A 19,145-nucleotide genomic window follows, 5' to 3' on the forward strand; every position below is an offset into this window, starting at 1 on the left:
AAAAATTATAAGCAAAAAGTTAGTCTATCACTTTTAATCGTGCTTTTGCAGTAACTGAAACATCAGCATAGGTTTTATCTAAATATTTTAAATATCCTGTTATGGCAATCATGGCAGCATTGTCTGTAGTATACTCAAATTTAGGGATGTAAGTTGTCCATCCAAAATGTTTTTCTGCCAGTTGTAAACGTTCTCTAATAGATGAATTTGCAGAAACTCCACCAGCTATAGCAATGTGTTTAATTCCTGTTTCTTTTACCGCATTTTTTAGTTTATCCATTAAAATTTCTACAATAGTGTATTGAATTGATGCACAAATATCATTCAAATTTTCATCAATAAAATTAGGGTTTGTTCGCTGTTGTTTTTGTATAAAATAAAGGATTCCTGTTTTTAAACCGCTAAAACTAAAATCTAAGTCGCTTACTTTTGGTTTGGTAAATGTAAATGCTTTTGGGTTTCCTAACTTTGCATATGTATCAATTAATGGACCTCCAGGGTATGGCAAGCCTAAAATTTTGGCAGATTTATCAAACGCTTCACCCACAGCGTCGTCAATAGTTTCACCTAAAACTTCCATTTTAAAATAATCACTCACTTTTACAATTTGTGTATGTCCGCCACTTATGGTTAAACAAATAAAAGGAAAAGTGGGTTTTATGCTGTTGGCATCCTCAATAAAATGTGCTAAAATATGCGCTTGCATGTGGTTTACATCAATTAAAGGTATTTCTAACCCCAATGCTAAAGATTTGGCAAAAGAAGTACCCACTAAAAGCGAGCCCATTAAGCCAGGACCACGTGTAAAGGCTATTGCAGATAATTGCGATTTTGTTACACCTGCTTGTACTAAAGCTTGCTGTACAACTGGTACAATATTTTGTTGGTGTGCTCTTGATGCCAATTCTGGAACTACACCACCATATTTAGAGTGTACCTCTTGATTTGCAACAACATTACTTAATACTTTACCGTTAAAAATTACAGAAGCACTAGTATCATCGCAAGAAGATTCTATTCCTAAAATGTAAATTGATTTGCTCATTATAAAAGTTAAAGAATAGCAAAATTAAGTATAAATTTAGCGATGCTTCTAATTTTTAAGCATAGATATTTAATAGTTTGTTAAATTTGCACGTTCTTTGTAAGAATTGGCAATATTTTTGATTCTTATTAAGAAATATTCAATTTCTGTAAATACGGCGAGACTTATCAAAAAAACAAGAAAAAAATTACTAAAACGGCTAGGGTACTTTGTACTCTTTTTGTTGTTGATTAGTATTTTGCTTTCTATATCTGCTGTGCAAACTAAAATAGGGAGTTATTACACCAATAAAATCAATCAAGATTTTGGTACTGACTTAACAATAGATAAAGTTGATTTTTCGCTTTTAGGCAGTGTGCAGCTAAAAGGAGTACAAATTAGAGATCATCATAAAGATACCCTAATCTTTGTCAATAAATTACAAACTTCTTTACTTAACGCTAAACGAATTTTAGACAGAGAAGTTAATTTAGAAAGTATTTATTTAGAAGATGCATCTTTTTATATGAAAAAATATAAAGGTGAAGATGATGATAATCTAGCTGTATTTATAGCTTCATTTAATAGTGGTAAGCGAAAAGACACTACATTAAATCCGTTTATTTTAAAAACATCTAATGTTTATGTAAATAACTTAAATTACAGAATAACCAATGCAAATTTAAAAGATTCTGTAAATTATAATGTAAATAACGCCGTTGGAAATTTACAAGATTTAGCCATTGAAGGGCCCAACTTTTCATCGAAAATAAGAGGCTTGCATTTTACAGACAAATACGGATTAGAGGTTGCAAATTTAACTACTGATTTTTCTTATTCTAAAACAGCAATGCATTTTGTAAAAACTACCTTACAAACCAAAAATACCGATATTAAAGCCGATATTCATTTTGCTTACAAAAGAGAAGATTTGGCAGACTTTAATAATAAGGTTCAAATAAATGCAGATTTTAAAAATAGTACTGTTGCCATACAAGATATTAAAAAATTTTATAAAGAGTTAAATGGAAATGATGTACTTACCTTAACAGGAAAATTAGATGGTAAATTAAATAATTTTGGCGTACATAATTTAAATTTATATTCTAAAAAAGGACTTAAAGTTAAAGGCGATTTATTTTTTGTGAATTCTGTGAATACAGAAAGAGGTTTTATTTTTGAAGGCAATTTAGATAACTTAACAGCCACTTACAAAGAGTTAAGAGGTGTTTTACCTAGTGTATTGGGCAAAAATTTACCATCAGAATTCGATAAATTGGGTAAATTTAACATTAACGGCCTTGTAAAAGTTACTCCAGAACAAATACAAGCCAACATTAAAGTAAATTCAGAAATTGGTGCAGCAATTTCAGATTTACAGATATTAGATATAGACAATATTGATTACGCCAATTATGATGGAAAAATAGAGTTTAAGAATTTTGATATTGGTAAATTTTTTAACGATCCTTTGTTCGGAAAAATATCTTTAATAGGCGATGTTGACGGAAGTGGTTTTAAGCTCGATAATGTAAACACCAAATTTATAGGAGATATTTCGCAATTTCAATTCAAAAATTATAGCTACAGTAATATTTCTGCAAATGGCGAGTATCAAAATAATAAGTTTGATGGTGAGTTAACTATAGATGATCAAAATTTTAAAATGAAATTTAATGGCTTGGCAGATTTATCTTCTAAAATTCATAAATTCGATTTTAAATCAGCCATAACCTATTTAAATTTAAAAGAAACCAACCTTTTTACTAGAGATAGTATTGCCGATTTAAAAGGGTTAATTGAGTTAGATATAGAAGGTAACACGTTTGATGATATTATAGGTAATGCTGTTTTTAAAGACGTTTTTTATACCAATCAAAAAGAACAGTTTCGTTTTAAAGAATTTAAAGTATTGTCATCATTAAAAGACAGTATCAAAACTATAGAACTGATATCCGAAGATATTGCAGAAGGATATGTTACAGGTAAATTTACGTTTTCAGAAGTGTCTAAAGTAGCCCAAAATGCTTTGGGTAGTATTTACACCAACTATCAACCATATAAAGTTGCACCAAATCAGTTTTTAGATTTTAATTTTACAGTTTACAACCAAGTGGTAAATGTATTTTTTCCCGAAGTTTATATTGATGATAACACCAAAGTAAAAGGAAAAGTGGCTTCCAATAAAAATCAGTTAAAACTTACATTTTCATCGCCACGAATAGATGTGTACGGAAACGAATTGAAAGATATTTTATTACGAACAGATAACCAAAACCCTTTTTATAACTCGCATTTAACTGCATCAGAGGTTAATACAAAGTATTACAAGGTTTCAAAACTAAACCTTATCAACAAAACCGAAAATGATACCCTTTATTTTAAATCAGAATTTGATGGCGGTTTACAAAACAACGAAAATTTTAATTTAGATTTTTATTATACCATTAATAGCGATAAAAAATCTGTTGTAGGTTTTGAAAAATCTACTTTTAGTATCAAAAATACCGCTTGGAACATTAACCCTGATGCCAATAATCCCCATAAAATCACCTTCGATTTAAAAAATAACGACTTTAACTTTAGTCCGTTTAAATTGATTTCTGGCGAACAAGAAATTAAATTTAAAGGAAGTGTAAAAGGTACAACAGAAAAAAATCTATCAGCAGATTTTACCAAAGTAAAACTACAAAGTTTTTTACCAGAAATAGATAGTTTGGCATTAAAAGGTAAAGTTTCTGGAAATCTAGATTTTATTCAGAATGATAATATTTACAAACCAGAAGCCGCTTTAATTATTAAAGATTTTGAAGTAAATAACTTTAAACAAGGAGAATTGGCTATCAATATTATTGGAGATAATTCTTACGAAAAATATGATATAGACTTATCCATTAAAAACGAAAAAGTAAAAAGTATTGCAGCAACAGGAGATTTAGATTTTACAAATACAAGACCTTTAATAGATCTCGAAGTGTTTTTAGAAGAGTATAATTTAGAAGCATTTAGCCCTTTAGGCAAAGATGTAATTTCATCTTTAAGAGGCAGTGTAACTGGTAATTTTAATTTAAGAGGTTTTTTAAGAAACCCAGAGATGCAGGGTACATTAAGGTTTAAAAATGCAGGTTTAAAATTTCCGTATTTAAATGTTGATTATGATTTTGCAGGTGATGCTACAATATCTCTAGATCAGCAATCATTTATTTTAGATGAAATTAATTTATTAGACACCAAATATAAATCTAAAGGTAAGTTTTTAGGAAGTATTACACATCAAAACTTTGAGCAATGGTTTTTAGATTTAGAAATTCTAACAGACAATTTAGTAGCTCTTGATACTAAAGATAGTGAAGAAGCCCTTTATTATGGTACCATATTTATGGACGGATCAGTTTCTATAACAGGTTTAACAGATCAAATTACAATTGATGTAAATGCAAAAACAAATCCGAATACAACATTTGTAGTACCTTTAAAAGACGTAGAAACTGTAGATAGTTACAGTTTAATTCATTTTAAAACCGATAAAACCAATACCGAAGAAAGGCAAAGAGAACTTGCCAAAGAAGCCATTAAAGGCTTAGACTTAAACATAGACATAGAGGTTACTAAAGATGCAGAAGCACAAGTAGTAATAGATGAAGAGAATGGTAGTCAGTTAACTGGTAGAGGTGCTGGAAATCTTCAAATACGTATAAATACCAGAGGAAAATTTAATATGTTTGGAGATTTTAGAATAGACAACGGAGTGTATGATTTTAAATATGGAGGCATTATCAACAAACCCTTTATCATTCAAAAAGGAGGCACAGTATCTTGGAGTGGTAACCCTTATGAAGCCAATTTAGACGTAACAGCCATTTATAAAGCTAAAGCAAACCCAGGTGTTTTATTGCAAAACTTTAATACCAATCGAAAAGAAGAGATAGATTTAGTTACAAGAATAACAGGGGGCTTATTTGATTCAAAACAAGAATTAGACATTCAATTAACCAATGTAGACCCTACCATAGCTAGTGAGCTTGAGTTTATTTTAAATGATAATAACGTAAACGAAAAAACAACACAGTTTATATCTTTACTGGCTTTTGGCTCATTTAGAAACCCAGATAGAGTTAGTTTTGATGTAAATAATACTCTGGCAGGTACAGCCTCAAGTGCAATTGCAGGGGCATTTTCTAGCTTGTTAAATAGTCCAGATAGTAAGTTTCAGTTAGGTTTAGATTATCAGCAAGGAGAAGTTAACGATATTGATCGTTTAAATATAGACAATCAAGTAGATTTATCTGTAAGTACGCAATTAAGTGATAGGGTAATAATTAATGGTAAAGTCGGGGTTCCTGTTGGTTCTGAAACTCAATCTAGTGTTATAGGTGAAGTAAAAATTGAAGTTTTATTGAATACTGAAGGAAATTTTAGAGGAGTTATTTTTAATCGACAAAACGAAATTCAATATTCGCAACAAGAAGAAGGCTATACACAAGGAGCAGGATTTTCTTATCAAGTAAACTTTAACACATTATCTGGTTTACTTCGAAAAATTGGTTTAAAAAAGGAAAAAGAACGCATAAAGAAAAAAAGAGTTAAAACAGATACTCTTAAACAAAAAACAAACAAATTAATTAATTTCGAAGGCAATTAAAGTAAGTTTTTTTTAACCTTAAAGAATTTAATAAAAACAAGTAGATAAACGCAAACGCTTTCGGTTTTAAAAGACTATTATTCTCTTTAAAACAAAGGGTTTGTAGCCTATAACGTTTTCGTAGTTTTTTTATTTTAAATCATTAAAAAGCAGTAAATTTACATCATAAATTATGGAGAAAATTAAAAAAATAGGAGTCATGACATCTGGAGGAGATGCTCCAGGCATGAACGCAGCAATTAGATCTGTAGTAAGAACTTGTGCCTTTTATAAAATAGAATGTGTTGGTATTTACAGAGGTTATGAAGGGATGATTGAAGGTGATTTTACAAATCTTGATGCTAGAAGTGTAAAGGGTATTATTAACAAAGGAGGAACTTTTTTGAAGTCTGCAAGGTCCAAACAGTTTATGACCAAAGAAGGTAGAAAAAAAGCTTACGATAACCTAAAAGCGGCCGAAATTGATGCGTTAGTAGCCATTGGTGGAGATGGTACTTTTACAGGAGCTTTGGTTTTTAATGAAGAGTATGGCTTTCCTGTTATGGGTATTCCTGGTACAATTGATAACGATATTTTTGGTACCACTCATACTTTAGGTTACGATACAGCATTAAATACAGTTGTAGATGTAATTGATAAAATTAGAGATACAGCTTCCTCTCACAATAGATTATTTTTTATTGAAGTGATGGGTAGAGATGCTGGTCATATCGCATTAAATGTAGGAGTAGGAGCAGGTGCAGAAGAAATTTTAATCCCTGAAGAAGATTTAGGGTTAGAACGTTTAGTAGATTCTCTTAAAAGGAGTAAACAGTCAGGAAAATCATCTAGTATTGTAGTGGTAGCTGAAGGCGATAAAACAGGTAGAAATGTTTTTGAATTAAAAGATTATGTAAACGAACACATGCCAGAGTACGATGTTCGTGTATCGGTTTTAGGACACATGCAAAGAGGGGGCTCACCATCTTGTTTTGATAGAGTTTTAGCAAGTAGAATGGGTGTAAGAGCAGTAGAGGATTTGATAAAAGGCAAAACAAACTTAATGGTGGGTTTAATTAGCGATAAAATTGCAGTTACGCATCTAGAGCAAGCAGTAAAAGGAAAATCAGAAATAAATCAAGAATTAATACGTGTGTCAGACATAATGACCACATAACATTTTAAATTAAGTATAAATGATAAAAGTAGGAATTAACGGATTTGGTAGAATTGGAAGATTAGCTTTCAGACAAACAGTTTCAAGAGATAACGTTCAAGTTGTTGCTATAAACGACTTATTAGACGTAGATTATTTAGCATACATGTTAAAATATGATTCAGTTCATGGAGCATTTGATGGTGATGTTGAGGTAAAAGATGGTAAATTAGTTGTAAACGGAAATGAAATTAGAATTACAGCAGAAAGAAACCCAGCAGATTTAAAGTGGGATGAAGTTGGCGCAGAATATGTAATTGAATCTACAGGATTTTTCTTAACAGAAGAAACTGCAGGGAAACACTTAGAAGCAGGAGCAAAAAAAGTAGTATTATCTGCACCTTCTAAAGATCATACACCAATGTTTGTAATGGGTGTAAACAACACAGAATTAAAAGCAGATCAAAAAATATTTTCAAACGCATCTTGTACAACCAACTGTTTAGCACCAATAACTAAAGTTTTAAATGATAATTTTGGTATTGTTGAAGGTTTAATGACAACTGTACACGCTGCTACTGCAACTCAAAAAACTGTTGATGGTCCTTCTATGAAAGACTGGAGAGGTGGGCGTTCTGCAATAGGAAACGTAATTCCTTCTTCTACAGGTGCAGCAAAAGCTGTAGGCAAAGTAATTCCTGCAATGAATGGTAAATTAACAGGTATGGCTTTTAGAATACCAACTATGGATGTTTCTGTAGTAGATTTAACTGTAAAGTTAGAAAAAGCTGCATCTTACGATGAAATTTGTGCTGCAATGAAAGCGGCTTCAGAAAGTGGCCCAATGAAAGGCATTTTAGGATACACAGAAGACATGGTGGTATCTCAAGATTTTGTGGGCGATACAAGAACATCAATATTTGACGCTAAAGCAGGTATTGCTTTAAATGATAACTTTGTAAAAGTTGTTTCTTGGTATGATAACGAAATGGGATACTCAACTAAAATAGTAGATTTAGTAGAATACTCAGCATCATTATAAATAATAACTAAATTGGTTATTTAATTAAACAAACCTAAAAGTAAGAAATTACTTTTAGGTTTTTATTTTAAAATTTAAGTATGGAAATAGCAATTATAGCTCATGATGGCATGAAAGCAGAGATGGTACAATTTTTAAATGAGCATAAAGAAACATTGCTTCAAAAAAAGATTAGATTAATTTCTACAGGTACTACAGGTTCTAAAGCAGAAAAAGCTGGCTTTAATGTAACTAAATATTTGTCTGGCCCAATTGGTGGCGATGCACAAATTGCAAGTAGAGTTGCAGAGGGTAAGTGTAATATGGTTTTATTTTTTAGAGATCCGCATGCAAAACATCCTCATGAACCAGATATTATTATGCTATTAAGAATTTGCGATGTGCATAATGTGCCTTTAGCTACAAACCCTGCATCTGCAGATTTATTGATTAGTGCTATTTAACAGCAATCATACTAATTTCTACATTTACAAACTTAGGTAAATTAGCAACTTCTACAGTTTCTCTTGCTGGAGCTGTTGCTTCGTCAAAATAATTTCCATAAATAGTATTAATTTCAGAAAATTGATGCATATCAGCAATAAAAATAGAAGTTTTTATCACGTTTTCGAATGTCATTTCAGCAGCATCTAAAACAGCCTTTAGGTTTTCCATCACTTGTGTAGTTTCTGCTTCAATTGAATCTAAAACCAATTCACCAGAATTAGGGTTAATTGCAATTTGGCCAGAAGTATATAAAGTATTCCCGCTTAAAACAGCTTGATTGTATGGGCCAATAGGTGCAGGTGCTTTTGCTGTTGTAATTATTTTTTTCATTTTTTAAAATTAAGTTTTACAGGTTTTTTTATATAGATTGTTAAAATAACCTATCTGGTGGTTTGTTTTTATCCCATTTTAAGTCAGATAAAGTAGATGATTTTACACCAATAAAAAAGGTATATGAAGAAACTGAGCCAAAAGGAACCCAATTAAAATTGAATTGCCAACTGTCTAAATCTCTCGAAAAATTAAATCTAGAAAAAGAAAACGCACCTCCTTTTATATCATATCCAGAAGAGTAGCCAATTTTCCATTTTGGAGATAATTCTATATTACCACTAAAACCTAGAGTATGATTTTGAATTTCTCCAGGTGCAAGTCCTGTATTTCTGTAATTGGCAGCATAAACTAAGTTTACAGACCAAGGTATTTTTGCATTATACAATTCTGTTTCTTTTGTTTCTCCTTTTTTATTGTTCATGCTTTGATTTCCTCCAGGAACTCCCTGCCTGTTTGTTGGGTCTATTTGTGCACCCATAGTATCAGTTGGGTTATTGGCGCCATTACCATTCTTATTCTTGTCATCATTTTTTTTATCTTTATCAAAATCGGTGCTAGAAATAGAATAATTGGCAGTTAGAGTTGCACTTTGTAATCTAAATATATTGGGATTGAATTTATCTATAGTTTGCCCATCATCATTTACTTGATAAGGGTTTAAAGACCCGTTTAAATTTAATGCAAGTTTATCTTTAAATAATCGTGTACCTGCATTAAAACTAACATTTGCCCATCGCAAACTATCTGCTGCAAAATTATAAGACGTATTAAAATTAAGGTTATTTAACAGCATCACTTTTTCATCTTCCTCATCACTATCTGGGTCTTTAGGTGCCATTTTAGCTTCTAAAACATTATTTAAAGAAATACCTACAGAATTTGTAATTCCACTTCCTGGTGCTCTGTATAAACTTTGATCAAAAATAGTATAACTCAAAAAATCTGTAGCATCATCGCTTTGTTGTACTTGACGTATAAATTTTGTGCCAAAATCTGGGGTGTAATTGTAAGAAATAGATGGTCTAAAGGTGTGTCTTATTGCTTTTAATCGTCCTTTTTTAAAATTAAAAGTACCATAAATATTGGTTGATAAACTTACACTAGCATTGTAAGTTCTAAATGTTTTAAAACCTGTTAACGTGTCTGTTACAACTTCTTGTAAAGCTGAATCGTATTTTTTATTGATATAATTAAAATTCCAACTTTCTTGATAATTTACACTTGGTGATAATGTAAAATATTTAAAGGCCTTAATATTTGTGTTTGTGCCTGTTCTATGTTGTACACCAGCTTTTGCAGTTTGAAACATTCTTGGCGTAAAAAACTCATCATCAGTTGTATTAATTAAATATTGACCTTGCATATTGTAATTAAAACCTAATTTTTGAATTGGATTTTTCTTAACGCCATTTTTACCAGCAAAAGGATATACTCTGTTCATGTTAAGTGTTAACGAAGGCAGAGTCATGGTAATACTTTCTGTATTTGTATTTTGTTGATGAGATGCGGTTACAGCCATGTTAAAAGGTGTGCCAACAAAGGTTTTACTGTAATTTATGGATGAATTTAAGGTGTTATTTTGATTTTGTGCTGCGTTAAATTGATTTAAAGATTCTCTAAAAAACTTGCTACTACCTAAATTTACAGAAGCTGTAAACCTAGAATTAGGGCTTGCTTTTGCATCTTGACTATGGCTCCATCGTATGTTAAATCGATTACTTTTACTAAAATTATCAAAGCCTCTAATACCACTAATATTACTTTCGTAATTAAAATTAAAAGTTCCATTAAATCGATATCGTTTTGTGTAATTAGAATTTGCTCTTAATCCCCAACTGCCGTTTGCCCAAGCATCACCTGTAAGGGTTAAATCTACATAGTCATTTATTGCAAAATAATATCCACCATTTTGTAAACCAACACCTCTATCACTACTACCTGTATCAAAAGCAGGAATTAGAAATCCAGAAGTACTTGTTTCACTCATAGGAAAATAGGCAAAAGGTAGCACAAGAGGTGTAGGTACGTCTGCTAAAACCAAGTTACTGAGCCCAACAATAATTTTTTTACCTGGCACTAATTTTGCTTTGTTTGTTCTAATATAATAGTCAGGTACTTCTTTTTCTGATGTTGTAAATTTTATTTTTCTAATGTAAATTGTAGAATCGTTAACACGCTTGGTTTTTGTTCCGTAAGTAAACATTTCTCCTTGTTTGGTTTTTAAACCATAAATTAAAGCGCGTTTTGTTTTAAAATTATAGCGTATAGAATCTTGTTCAGATTCTTGCCCACCTTGTTTAAAAATAGGTCTTTGGGTATACCCAGTACTATCTAAAATACCCTTTGCAAAAAGCGTGTTTTTTTTGTAATCTATTATTACAATACCCGCTTTTAAATCAATATCAGTATACGTAATATTAGCTTCGTTGTATAAGGTTACTGTTTTTTCTTTTGCATTTTGAATTGTGTAATCTTTTGCAGTATGCTTAATAATATCTTCAATAGACTCTTTTGGTTTAATAGAATCATTAACAATAGAATCTTTATTTTGCAATAGAATGCTATCTTTTTTAGAGATTTTTAAAGCGTCTTGTTTGTTTGGTTGTACAGAATCTTTTTTTACAATAGGAACTTCAATTTTTTCTCTAGATTTTACATCTTGAGAAAAACTTATCTTAACAACAAAGAAACAGCAAAATAAAAGTAAGTATGATAGGTTTGATTGCAATGCTATAAATACTATTTTTGTAGGTGAGTAAAAGTATGGCTCAATATTTGAATCTCAAAATAAATGATGCCAAAATTAGTTAAATTTTATTGATGAATTTTCTACAAATCCGCAAAATTAATACCAAACTAAAAAACTTATTATTTTTAGTGATGTCTTTGGTTGTGTTTTTTTCTTTATCAACGCTAAATGCACAAAAAAAGTATACCATTGTATTAGATGCAGGTCATGGAGGTAAAGACCCTGGTAATTTAGGTAATGGATATAAAGAAAAAGATATAGCCTTAAAAGTGGCTTTAGAAGTTGGTAAGCAATTAGCTTATGAAAAAGATATCAAAGTGATATTTACCAGAAAGAATGATGTGTATCCAGAACTTTGGAAAAGAGGCGAAATTGCAAATAACGCTAAAGCAGACCTGTTTGTATCTATTCATTGTGATTCTCACACCTCTAATGCTTTCGGGGCAGGAACTTTTGTTTTAGGGTTAAGAGGAAATAAAAAAAACCTAGAAATTGCTAAAAGAGAAAACGCATCTATACTTTTAGAAGACAATTACGAAAAAAGGTATAAGGGCTTTGATCCAAATTCTGCAGAATCTGTAATTGGTTTATCGCTTTTACAAGAAGAAAACTTAGATAAAAGCTTAGAGTTAGCCAGTCTTATTCAAAATAATTTTGCCTACAAACTAAAAAGAAATAACAGAAAGGTAAAACAAGATAACTTTCAAGTATTAAGAGAAACCATTATGCCCAGTGTTTTGGTAGAATTGGGTTTTTTAACCAATAAAAAAGAAGGCAGGTTTTTAAACTCAAAAAAAGGGCAACAACAAATGGCAAAGGCTATTTCAGATGCTGTTAAAAACTATTTTAATAACCTAAAATTAAATGCTGTTAGTATTGATACTAGTAATTATAATGATGTTGCATATAAAGATCTTATAGAGTTTAAAGTACAAATAGCATCTGGTAAAAATAAAATACCAACAAAATCTTATAATTTTAAAGGCCTTAAAAATGTTCAAAGGGTTAAAATCGGCAGTTATTACAAATACTATTTTGGTGTTTCATCTTCCTATAAAGCAGCATTAAAATCATTAAAAATAGCCAAACAAAAAGGATATAAATCTGCATTTATGGTTGCTTTTAAGAATGGAGAAAAAGTATCTGTAAAAGATGTAAATAAATTGCCGTAAATTTGGGATACTCTAACAAAAATAATTAGTAATATTGTTAACAAATTTCTAAAGATGTCAAAAGAATTAAAAACAGGTATAGTAATTGTATTAATAATAATTGGTTTTGTTTGGGGATTCAATTTCTTAAAAGGGCACGATTTGTTAGATGGTAAAGCCCGTTCTTTTAAAGTTGAGTATTCTAAAATTGGTGGTTTAAATAAAGCAAGTGCAGTAACTTTAAATGGATTAAAAGTTGGTCAAGTAAGTAATATTGTTTTTGATGAAAGAGCAGCAACAAGAGGGCATCTAATTGTTACTTTTAACTTAGAAAATGACTTTGAATTTTCTAAAAACAGTGTTGTTAGAATATATTCGCCTAATCCTTTAGCCGGATCAAGTTTAGCAATTATTCCAGATTATGATGGAGAGCCCGCAGTTTCAGGAGATACATTACAAGGCGAAATGGAAGAAAGTTTATTTACTGCCATAGGCGAAAGATTAGATCCTTTACAAACAAAAGTTGAAAAAGTTATTGAAAAAGCGGATACTCTTTTTGCAGGAATCAATAAAATTTTAAATAACGAAACCATTGACGGAATTAATTCTTCCGTTTCAGATTTTTCTATAATCGTATCAGAACTAAAACAAACTATAAAGTCTGTAAATGGTATGGTTACAGACAATAAAAGCAACTTAAAAACAACTATAGAAAACACCAAAAATATTACCAATAACCTTAATAAGTTGTCAGACTCGTTAACCACTGTTAATATCAATAGTATTGTTGCAAAAGCAGAGAATGCTATAGCTAATTTTAATGAGTTGTCTACAAAACTTAACTCTAACAATGGCACCATTGGTAAATTGTTAAATGATGAAAAATTATACAATAATATAGAGGCTGCAACTAAAGAGTTAGAGCAATTGCTAAGAGATTTAAAATTAAATCCAAAAAGATATGTTCATTTTTCGGTTTTTGGTAAAAAACCAAAAGAATATACCCCGTCTTTGCCTGATAGTTTGCGAGTAATAAAAGAGTAAACCTTTAAAAATAGATAGAATAATATGCAATACTTACCCAACATATTTTTTGCGTTAGCTTTAATAGCTGGTATTGGTTTTTTTGTGATGAATATCAAAAAATTATCAAGAAATATCAAACTAGGAAAAGATGTAAACAGAACAGACAGAAAATCTGAGCGTTTAAAAAATATGATGATGATAGCTTTAGGGCAATCTAAAATGGTAAAAAGACCATTTTCAGGATTTTTACATATCATTGTCTACGTGGGGTTTATCATTATAAATATAGAAGTTTTAGAAATTATTATTGACGGATTATTTGGTACACACCGTATTTTTTTAAATGTAATTCCAGTTTCTGTTTACGGCTTTTTAATTGCTACTTTCGAAATCTTAGCAGTTTTAGTATTAATCACAGTGGTAATCTTTTGGTTGCGTAGAAACGTATCAGATATCAAACGTTTTATGAGCCGAGAAATGAAAGGTTGGCCAAAAAAAGATGGAAACTACATTTTGTATTTCGAAATTGTTTTAATGACTTTATTTTTAATAATGAATGCTACAGATACTGCTTTTCAAGAAGCAGGTGCAGGCAATATTATTAGTCAATTTATAGCACCTTTATTTGATGGATATTCACCAGAAGTGCTACATTCAATAGAAAGAACTGCTTGGTGGATTCATATTTTAGGCATTTTAGTATTTTTAAATTATCTATATTATTCTAAACATTTGCACATTTTATTGGCATTTCCGAACACTTATTTTGCCAATTTAAATCCCAAAGGACAATTCAATAATTTAGAAGCAGTTACCAATGAAGTAAAATTAATGATGGATCCAGATGCAGATCCTTATGCAATGCCAGAAGAAGGAGCTGAAGATGAAGTGCCAGAAAAATTTGGAGCATCTGATGTAACCGATTTAAATTGGGTGCAATTATTAAACGCATATACATGTACAGAATGTGGTAGATGTACGTCTTCTTGTCCTGCAAACTTAACAGGTAAAAAGTTGTCTCCTCGTAAAATTATGATGGATACCAGAGATCGTTTAGAAGAAGTGGGTAGAAATATCGATGCAAATAATGGTGTTTTTGTTGATGATAATAAGCAATTATTAAACGATTATATTTCTCCAGAAGAACTTTGGGCGTGTACAAGTTGCAATGCTTGTGTAGAAGAATGTCCTGTAAATATAGATCCATTATCAATTATTATGGATATGAGAAGATATTTAGTGATGGAACAAAGTGCTGCTCCACAAGAGTTAAATATGATGATGACAAATGTTGAAAATAATGGTGCTCCTTGGCCATACAATCAACAAGACAGATTAAACTGGGCAAACGAAGAGTAAATAATTTTTCAATTAATAAAATTATCAATTACGAATTGTTTAAATTCTTAATTTGTAATTTAAAATTCATAATTTATGATAGTATCAACAATGGCAGATATGATGGCTCAAGGCAAACAACCAGAAGTGTTATTTTGGGTGGGTGCTGCTGGAAGTTATGATGATAGAGCCAAAAAAATAAGTAGAGCTTTTGTTAAAATATTACATCAAGCCAATGTAGATTTTGCAGTTTTAGGCACAGAAGAATCATCAACTGGAGACGCAGCAAAAAGAGCAGGAAATGAGTTCTTGTTTCAAATGCAAGCCATGATGAATATCGAAATTTTAAATGGTTATGAGGTTAAAAAAATTGTAACATGCGATCCTCATTCTTTTAATACTTTAAAAAACGAATATCCTTCTTTAGGAGGTAAATACGAAGTATATCATCATACACAATTTATACAAAATTTAATTTCTGATGGTCGTTTAAATATCGATAATACTACTTTAAAAGGTAAAAGAATAACTTTTCATGATCCTTGTTATTTAGGTAGAGCCAATGAAGTGTACGAATCTCCAAGAGATTTAATAAGAAGATTGGGCGTTAATTTAACAGAAATGAAACGTCATAAAGAAACCGCTTTATGTTGTGGTGCAGGAGGTGCACAAATGTTTAAAGATGCAGAACCTGGTGATAAAGAAGTAAACGTTTTACGTACTGAAGATGCTCTAAAAACCAAACCAAACATTATTGCTACAGGTTGCCCTTATTGTAATACAATGATGACAGACGGAATTAAGTTTAAAGAAAAAGAAGGTCAAGTTTTGGTAAAAGATATTGCCGAATTAATTGCAGAAGCCAATAAATTATAAGCTATGAAACAGATATCAATTGCATTTTTGTTCTTTTTAATATTGTTTTCTTGTGGAAAAAAAGAAGTTAAACAAGAGAATACAGAATCTAAAGAACCAGAAACAGAAAAAATAGTACCTGAGGTAGAAGTTGTTCAAGAACCAGAAGTACAAGAATATTACCCTGAGTTAATTTTTACAGTGCAAATTGCAGCATTAAGAAAACAAAACGAAAGTTTATATAACGTTGATGGTGTAAGTACTTACGATGAAAATGGATTGACAAAATTTAGATTAGGAGAGTTTGAAACCTATAAAGAAGCTAGAGCGTTTAGATTGAAAATTTTAGACAAGTACAAGGACGCATTTGTTCAGGCATTAAAAAATGGTGTCCCAATTTCAATTACAGAAGCATTACAAAACTAGTGTATGGAAAAACAATTTCAAAACGATATCGTTTTAGAATTACCTAATATTACTAAAATAGAATTTAAAAGAATTGATAAAAGTTACTTAAAAGTAATTTGTATCAATTTTTTTTTAATTTTTATTTCTTTTTTTACAGGATTAATTGTGCTGCACCAATTTGCCTTTACAGATGAATTTAATAACTATGTAGCGTATATTTACGGCATTTTTGTGGTAATTTTTGGAGCCATTTATGGTTATATTCGATTAAGTTTTCCGCTAAGAAAATACGCTCTAAGAGACAAAGACATTTCATATAAACGCGGCTTATTGATTAAAAAGTTAACTACGGTACCTTTTACAAGAATACAACATGTAGAAATAGATGAAAAACCAATTTCAAGACTTTTTGGCTTATCCTCTTTAAGTGTTTATACAGCAGGAGATAGCAGTGATGATCTTGAAATTAAAGGGTTAACCAAAGAAACAGCATTACAAATAAAAGAATTTATTAGTACAAAAATAGATGCCTGATTCATTCGATTTTTCTCAATTTTCAAAACAATCTGCAAAAGGGATTTTTGTTATATATGTAAATCTTATTTATAAGGTTGTAAAAGCATTATGGATCCTTTTATTCATTTTTATACAGCGCTTTTCTAAACTTTCAACTACAAATACAACCTATATTTATTTAGGTATTTTAGTTCTTTTGCTAGTTTTATTGGTTAGAGCGTATTTGATTTATAAAAATTTTCAGTTTAAAATAGAAAATGAACATTTTATTTTAAAACAAGGCATTCTTAAAAAAACAAATACCTCAATAGCTTTTGAAAGAATTCAAAATATTAATTTTAAACAAAATCTTGTTCAACAAATTATTGGAGTTTTTGAGGTGAGTATAGAAACTGCAGGCTCTAGCAAAACAGAAATATCTATAAAAGCGTTATCGTTAGAAAAAGCAACAGCTTTAAAAGAATTTATAGCTAAAAATAAAAATGATAGTCAAAAAATCCTTCAAAAAGAAGAAAATAAACCGTTGGTAAATATTGGTGTTAAAGCCTTGTTTAAAGTGAGTTTAACCGAAAATCATTTGCAAAACTTACTCTTATTTTTAGCGTTATTATTTGGGTTGTTCAATCAAATTCAACAGATTTTTGATGGTTTAGGACAAACAGAAAATTTAGATGGCTTTATAGAAGAAAATGCCAATGCTTTTTCAGCAAGTCTTTTTTTTATACTTTTTATATTAATATCACTTACAATTATTGCATTACTAACCTCCTTTGTTAGAATTTTTCTAATTCATTTTAATTTAACAGCTTACTTAACAAAGGACGCTTTCGAAATCAATCAAGGTTTGTTTACCAAGAAATCTATTGTTTTAAAAAAGACAAAAGTGCAGAATATTACCATTTCAACAAATCCTTTAAAAAGAATTATAGGTATTTCTTTCATCACCTTTAAACAAGCCGTTAGTGGACAATTAAATCATAAAAAGAAAGATAAATTAATACGAATTGTAGGGTGTAAAAAAAATCAAGTAGCCACCATAAAATCAAGTTTATTTAATGCTGATAAGGTTGAAAATTGCGATAAGAAGTTTCCAGATAATTATTTTAAAAGAAGACTTTTTATCTTCACATTTTTATTTTTGATAATTGCTTATTTGGGCATTTTTTTAGGATTCCAACACTACGAAATCTTTTATTCAGTAATTCTAGTAATCCCTTTTGTCGTATTTTTGATTCTTAAAAAGGTTAAAAAACGATTTTATAAAATATCGGATGAAATTTTGCTGGTTGGTAAAGGATTATTAGAAACGCATCATACCTATTTAGAAATTTTTAAAGTGCAAAATATACAAATACAACAAACTATTTTTCAAAAAAGAAGTAATGTTGCAGATTTGGTGTTGCAAACTGCATCAGGTAAAATAAAAATTCCTTGTATACCTTTTAAAGATGCCATAAAAGTTTATAATCATACACTGTATAAAGTAGAAACAAGTCAAAAAGAATGGATGTAAAAAATTTTATAAAAGCAGCACGTTTACGAACTCTGCCTTTATCTGTATCTGGTATAATTGCAGGTTCTTTTATGGGAGTTTATCATCTCAATTCAGCCTCTCCAGGCAGTGTTCAAACTATGATATGGATAACACCAACTTTTTGGTTAGCAATCTTAACCACAATTGGCTTCCAAGTCTTATCTAATTTTGCCAATGATTATGGAGATGGTGTAAAAGGATCTGACAAAAATAGAACAGGAGAGGCCAGAATGGTTTCATCTGGGGCAATTACTCCAAAACAGATGAAAATAGCAATGATTATTACAACTGTCATCACTTTACTAATTGCCTTGTTGCTGATTTATGTAGCTTTTGGTAGCAAAAATTATGGCTATTCTATTTTGTTTTTTCTTCTCGGAATTGCCTCAATTGCAGCAGCAATAAAATATACGGTTGGTAATTCTGCTTATGGATATTCTGGTTTTGGCGATGTTTTTGTTTTTTTATTCTTCGGATTATTAAGTGTGGTTGGTAGCTATTTCTTATACACTAAAAGTATTAATTTTGACATTTTTTTGCCTGCAATTTCCATCGGTTTTTTAAGTACAGCCGTATTAAATTTAAATAATTTAAGAGACAGAGACGAAGATAAAAAGAATAAAAAAAATACGTTAGTTGTAAAACTAGGTGCAGAAAAAGCCAAAAAATACCACTATTTTTTAATTTTTTCGGCCTTAATTGCTGCGTTAATTTATGTTGTATTAAATTATAAAAGTGGTTTCCAATTTTTGTTTTTAATAGCTTTTATTCCGTTAATAATCAATGTAAATACAGTTGCCAACAATACTGTTCCTGCTCAATTAGATAGTGAATTGAAAAAAGTAGCTTTAAGTACTTTTTTGTTTGCCATTTTATTCGGAATTGGCAATAGCATCTTTTTATAAA

At 30.2% G+C, this 19,145-nt stretch carries 15 protein-coding genes; 12 read left to right on the top strand and 3 right to left on the bottom strand.

Translation table 11 applies throughout. The features are described from left to right. Positions 1–19 precede the first annotated feature (19 nt). On the bottom strand, positions 20–1,045 hold the full coding sequence (gene tsaD, locus ACW9UN_RS14495) for a tRNA (adenosine(37)-N6)-threonylcarbamoyltransferase complex transferase subunit TsaD (protein ID WP_459487028.1): 1,026 nt from the start codon (positions 1,043–1,045) through the stop codon (positions 20–22). Positions 1,046–1,301: 256 nt separating this feature from the next. On the opposite strand from tsaD, the gene ACW9UN_RS14500 reads away from it, so the two are divergent. From ACW9UN_RS14500 to ACW9UN_RS14515, 4 genes are all read left to right on the top strand, one after another. Next, a complete protein-coding gene (locus ACW9UN_RS14500; protein WP_459487029.1) occupies positions 1,302–5,666 on the top strand; it encodes a translocation/assembly module TamB domain-containing protein in 4,365 nt (1,454 codons plus the stop codon). Between the two features lie 169 nt (positions 5,667–5,835). Next, a complete protein-coding gene (pfkA, locus tag ACW9UN_RS14505) occupies positions 5,836–6,822 on the top strand; it encodes a 6-phosphofructokinase (RefSeq protein WP_459487060.1) in 987 nt (328 codons plus the stop codon). Between the two features lie 19 nt (positions 6,823–6,841). Then, on the top strand, positions 6,842–7,843 hold the full coding sequence (gene gap, locus ACW9UN_RS14510) for a type I glyceraldehyde-3-phosphate dehydrogenase (protein WP_459487030.1): 1,002 nt from the start codon (positions 6,842–6,844) through the stop codon (positions 7,841–7,843). A gap of 80 nt (positions 7,844–7,923) precedes the next feature. Further along, entirely contained in the window at positions 7,924–8,286 is a 363-nt protein-coding gene (locus tag ACW9UN_RS14515; RefSeq protein ID WP_459487031.1) for a methylglyoxal synthase, read from the top strand. Here the strand turns inward: ACW9UN_RS14515 and ACW9UN_RS14520 are convergent. Continuing rightward, the gene (locus tag ACW9UN_RS14520) at positions 8,279–8,659 is read right to left on the bottom strand and encodes a Rid family detoxifying hydrolase (protein WP_459487032.1); all 381 of its coding nucleotides are present in this window, start codon (positions 8,657–8,659) and stop codon (positions 8,279–8,281) included. The genes ACW9UN_RS14515 and ACW9UN_RS14520 overlap by 8 nt on opposite strands. A gap of 40 nt (positions 8,660–8,699) precedes the next feature. After that, positions 8,700–11,390: a putative LPS assembly protein LptD gene (locus ACW9UN_RS14525; RefSeq protein ID WP_459487033.1), complete on the bottom strand. Its 2,691-nt coding sequence runs from the start codon at positions 11,388–11,390 to the stop codon at positions 8,700–8,702. A 92-nt stretch (positions 11,391–11,482) separates the two neighbouring features. On the opposite strand from ACW9UN_RS14525, the gene ACW9UN_RS14530 reads away from it, so the two are divergent. The 8 genes from ACW9UN_RS14530 (at position 11,483) to menA (ending at position 19,144) form a co-directional block, all read left to right on the top strand. Next, complete coding sequence (locus ACW9UN_RS14530; protein WP_459487034.1) at positions 11,483–12,583, top strand: N-acetylmuramoyl-L-alanine amidase family protein; 1,101 nt, start codon at positions 11,483–11,485, stop codon at positions 12,581–12,583. A gap of 54 nt (positions 12,584–12,637) precedes the next feature. Then, complete coding sequence (locus ACW9UN_RS14535) at positions 12,638–13,606, top strand: MlaD family protein (RefSeq protein WP_459487035.1); 969 nt, start codon at positions 12,638–12,640, stop codon at positions 13,604–13,606. A gap of 24 nt (positions 13,607–13,630) precedes the next feature. After that, the gene (locus ACW9UN_RS14540) at positions 13,631–14,947 is read left to right on the top strand and encodes a 4Fe-4S dicluster domain-containing protein (RefSeq protein WP_459487036.1); all 1,317 of its coding nucleotides are present in this window, start codon (positions 13,631–13,633) and stop codon (positions 14,945–14,947) included. 75 nt (positions 14,948–15,022) lie between these two features. After that, positions 15,023–15,802: a (Fe-S)-binding protein gene (locus ACW9UN_RS14545; RefSeq protein ID WP_459487037.1), complete on the top strand. Its 780-nt coding sequence runs from the start codon at positions 15,023–15,025 to the stop codon at positions 15,800–15,802. Positions 15,803–15,805: 3 nt separating this feature from the next. After that, positions 15,806–16,207, top strand: a complete 402-nt coding sequence (locus ACW9UN_RS14550; protein WP_459487038.1) for an SPOR domain-containing protein — start codon at positions 15,806–15,808, stop codon at positions 16,205–16,207. A 3-nt stretch (positions 16,208–16,210) separates the two neighbouring features. Then, the gene (locus ACW9UN_RS14555; protein ID WP_459487039.1) at positions 16,211–16,723 is read left to right on the top strand and encodes a PH domain-containing protein; all 513 of its coding nucleotides are present in this window, start codon (positions 16,211–16,213) and stop codon (positions 16,721–16,723) included. After that, positions 16,716–18,218: a PH domain-containing protein gene (locus ACW9UN_RS14560; RefSeq protein WP_459487040.1), complete on the top strand. Its 1,503-nt coding sequence runs from the start codon at positions 16,716–16,718 to the stop codon at positions 18,216–18,218. Before ACW9UN_RS14555 ends, ACW9UN_RS14560 begins: the two co-directional genes overlap by 8 nt. Next, the gene (gene menA / locus ACW9UN_RS14565; RefSeq protein ID WP_459487042.1) at positions 18,209–19,144 is read left to right on the top strand and encodes a 1,4-dihydroxy-2-naphthoate octaprenyltransferase; all 936 of its coding nucleotides are present in this window, start codon (positions 18,209–18,211) and stop codon (positions 19,142–19,144) included. Before ACW9UN_RS14560 ends, menA begins: the two co-directional genes overlap by 10 nt. Position 19,145 lies beyond the last annotated feature (1 nt).

It is taken from the genome of Polaribacter litoreus, assembly GCF_054584775.1.

Bases quoted from the DNA above. Each gene is read 5' to 3' on its own strand.
- menA (WP_459487042.1), top strand. From the start codon at position 18,209: ATGGATGTAAAAAATTTTATAAAAGCAGCACGTTTACGAACTCTGCCT.
- ACW9UN_RS14550 (WP_459487038.1), top strand. From the start codon at position 15,806: ATGAAACAGATATCAATTGCATTTTTGTTCTTTTTAATATTGTTTTCT.
- gap (WP_459487030.1), top strand. From the start codon at position 6,842: ATGATAAAAGTAGGAATTAACGGATTTGGTAGAATTGGAAGATTAGCT.
- ACW9UN_RS14560 (WP_459487040.1), top strand. From the start codon at position 16,716: ATGCCTGATTCATTCGATTTTTCTCAATTTTCAAAACAATCTGCAAAA.
- ACW9UN_RS14515 (WP_459487031.1), top strand. From the start codon at position 7,924: ATGGAAATAGCAATTATAGCTCATGATGGCATGAAAGCAGAGATGGTA.
- tsaD (WP_459487028.1), bottom strand. From the start codon at position 1,045: ATGAGCAAATCAATTTACATTTTAGGAATAGAATCTTCTTGCGATGAT.
- ACW9UN_RS14530 (WP_459487034.1), top strand. From the start codon at position 11,483: ATGAATTTTCTACAAATCCGCAAAATTAATACCAAACTAAAAAACTTA.
- ACW9UN_RS14540 (WP_459487036.1), top strand. From the start codon at position 13,631: ATGCAATACTTACCCAACATATTTTTTGCGTTAGCTTTAATAGCTGGT.
- ACW9UN_RS14545 (WP_459487037.1), top strand. From the start codon at position 15,023: ATGATAGTATCAACAATGGCAGATATGATGGCTCAAGGCAAACAACCA.
- ACW9UN_RS14535 (WP_459487035.1), top strand. From the start codon at position 12,638: ATGTCAAAAGAATTAAAAACAGGTATAGTAATTGTATTAATAATAATT.
- ACW9UN_RS14520 (WP_459487032.1), bottom strand. From the start codon at position 8,659: ATGAAAAAAATAATTACAACAGCAAAAGCACCTGCACCTATTGGCCCA.
- ACW9UN_RS14555 (WP_459487039.1), top strand. From the start codon at position 16,211: ATGGAAAAACAATTTCAAAACGATATCGTTTTAGAATTACCTAATATT.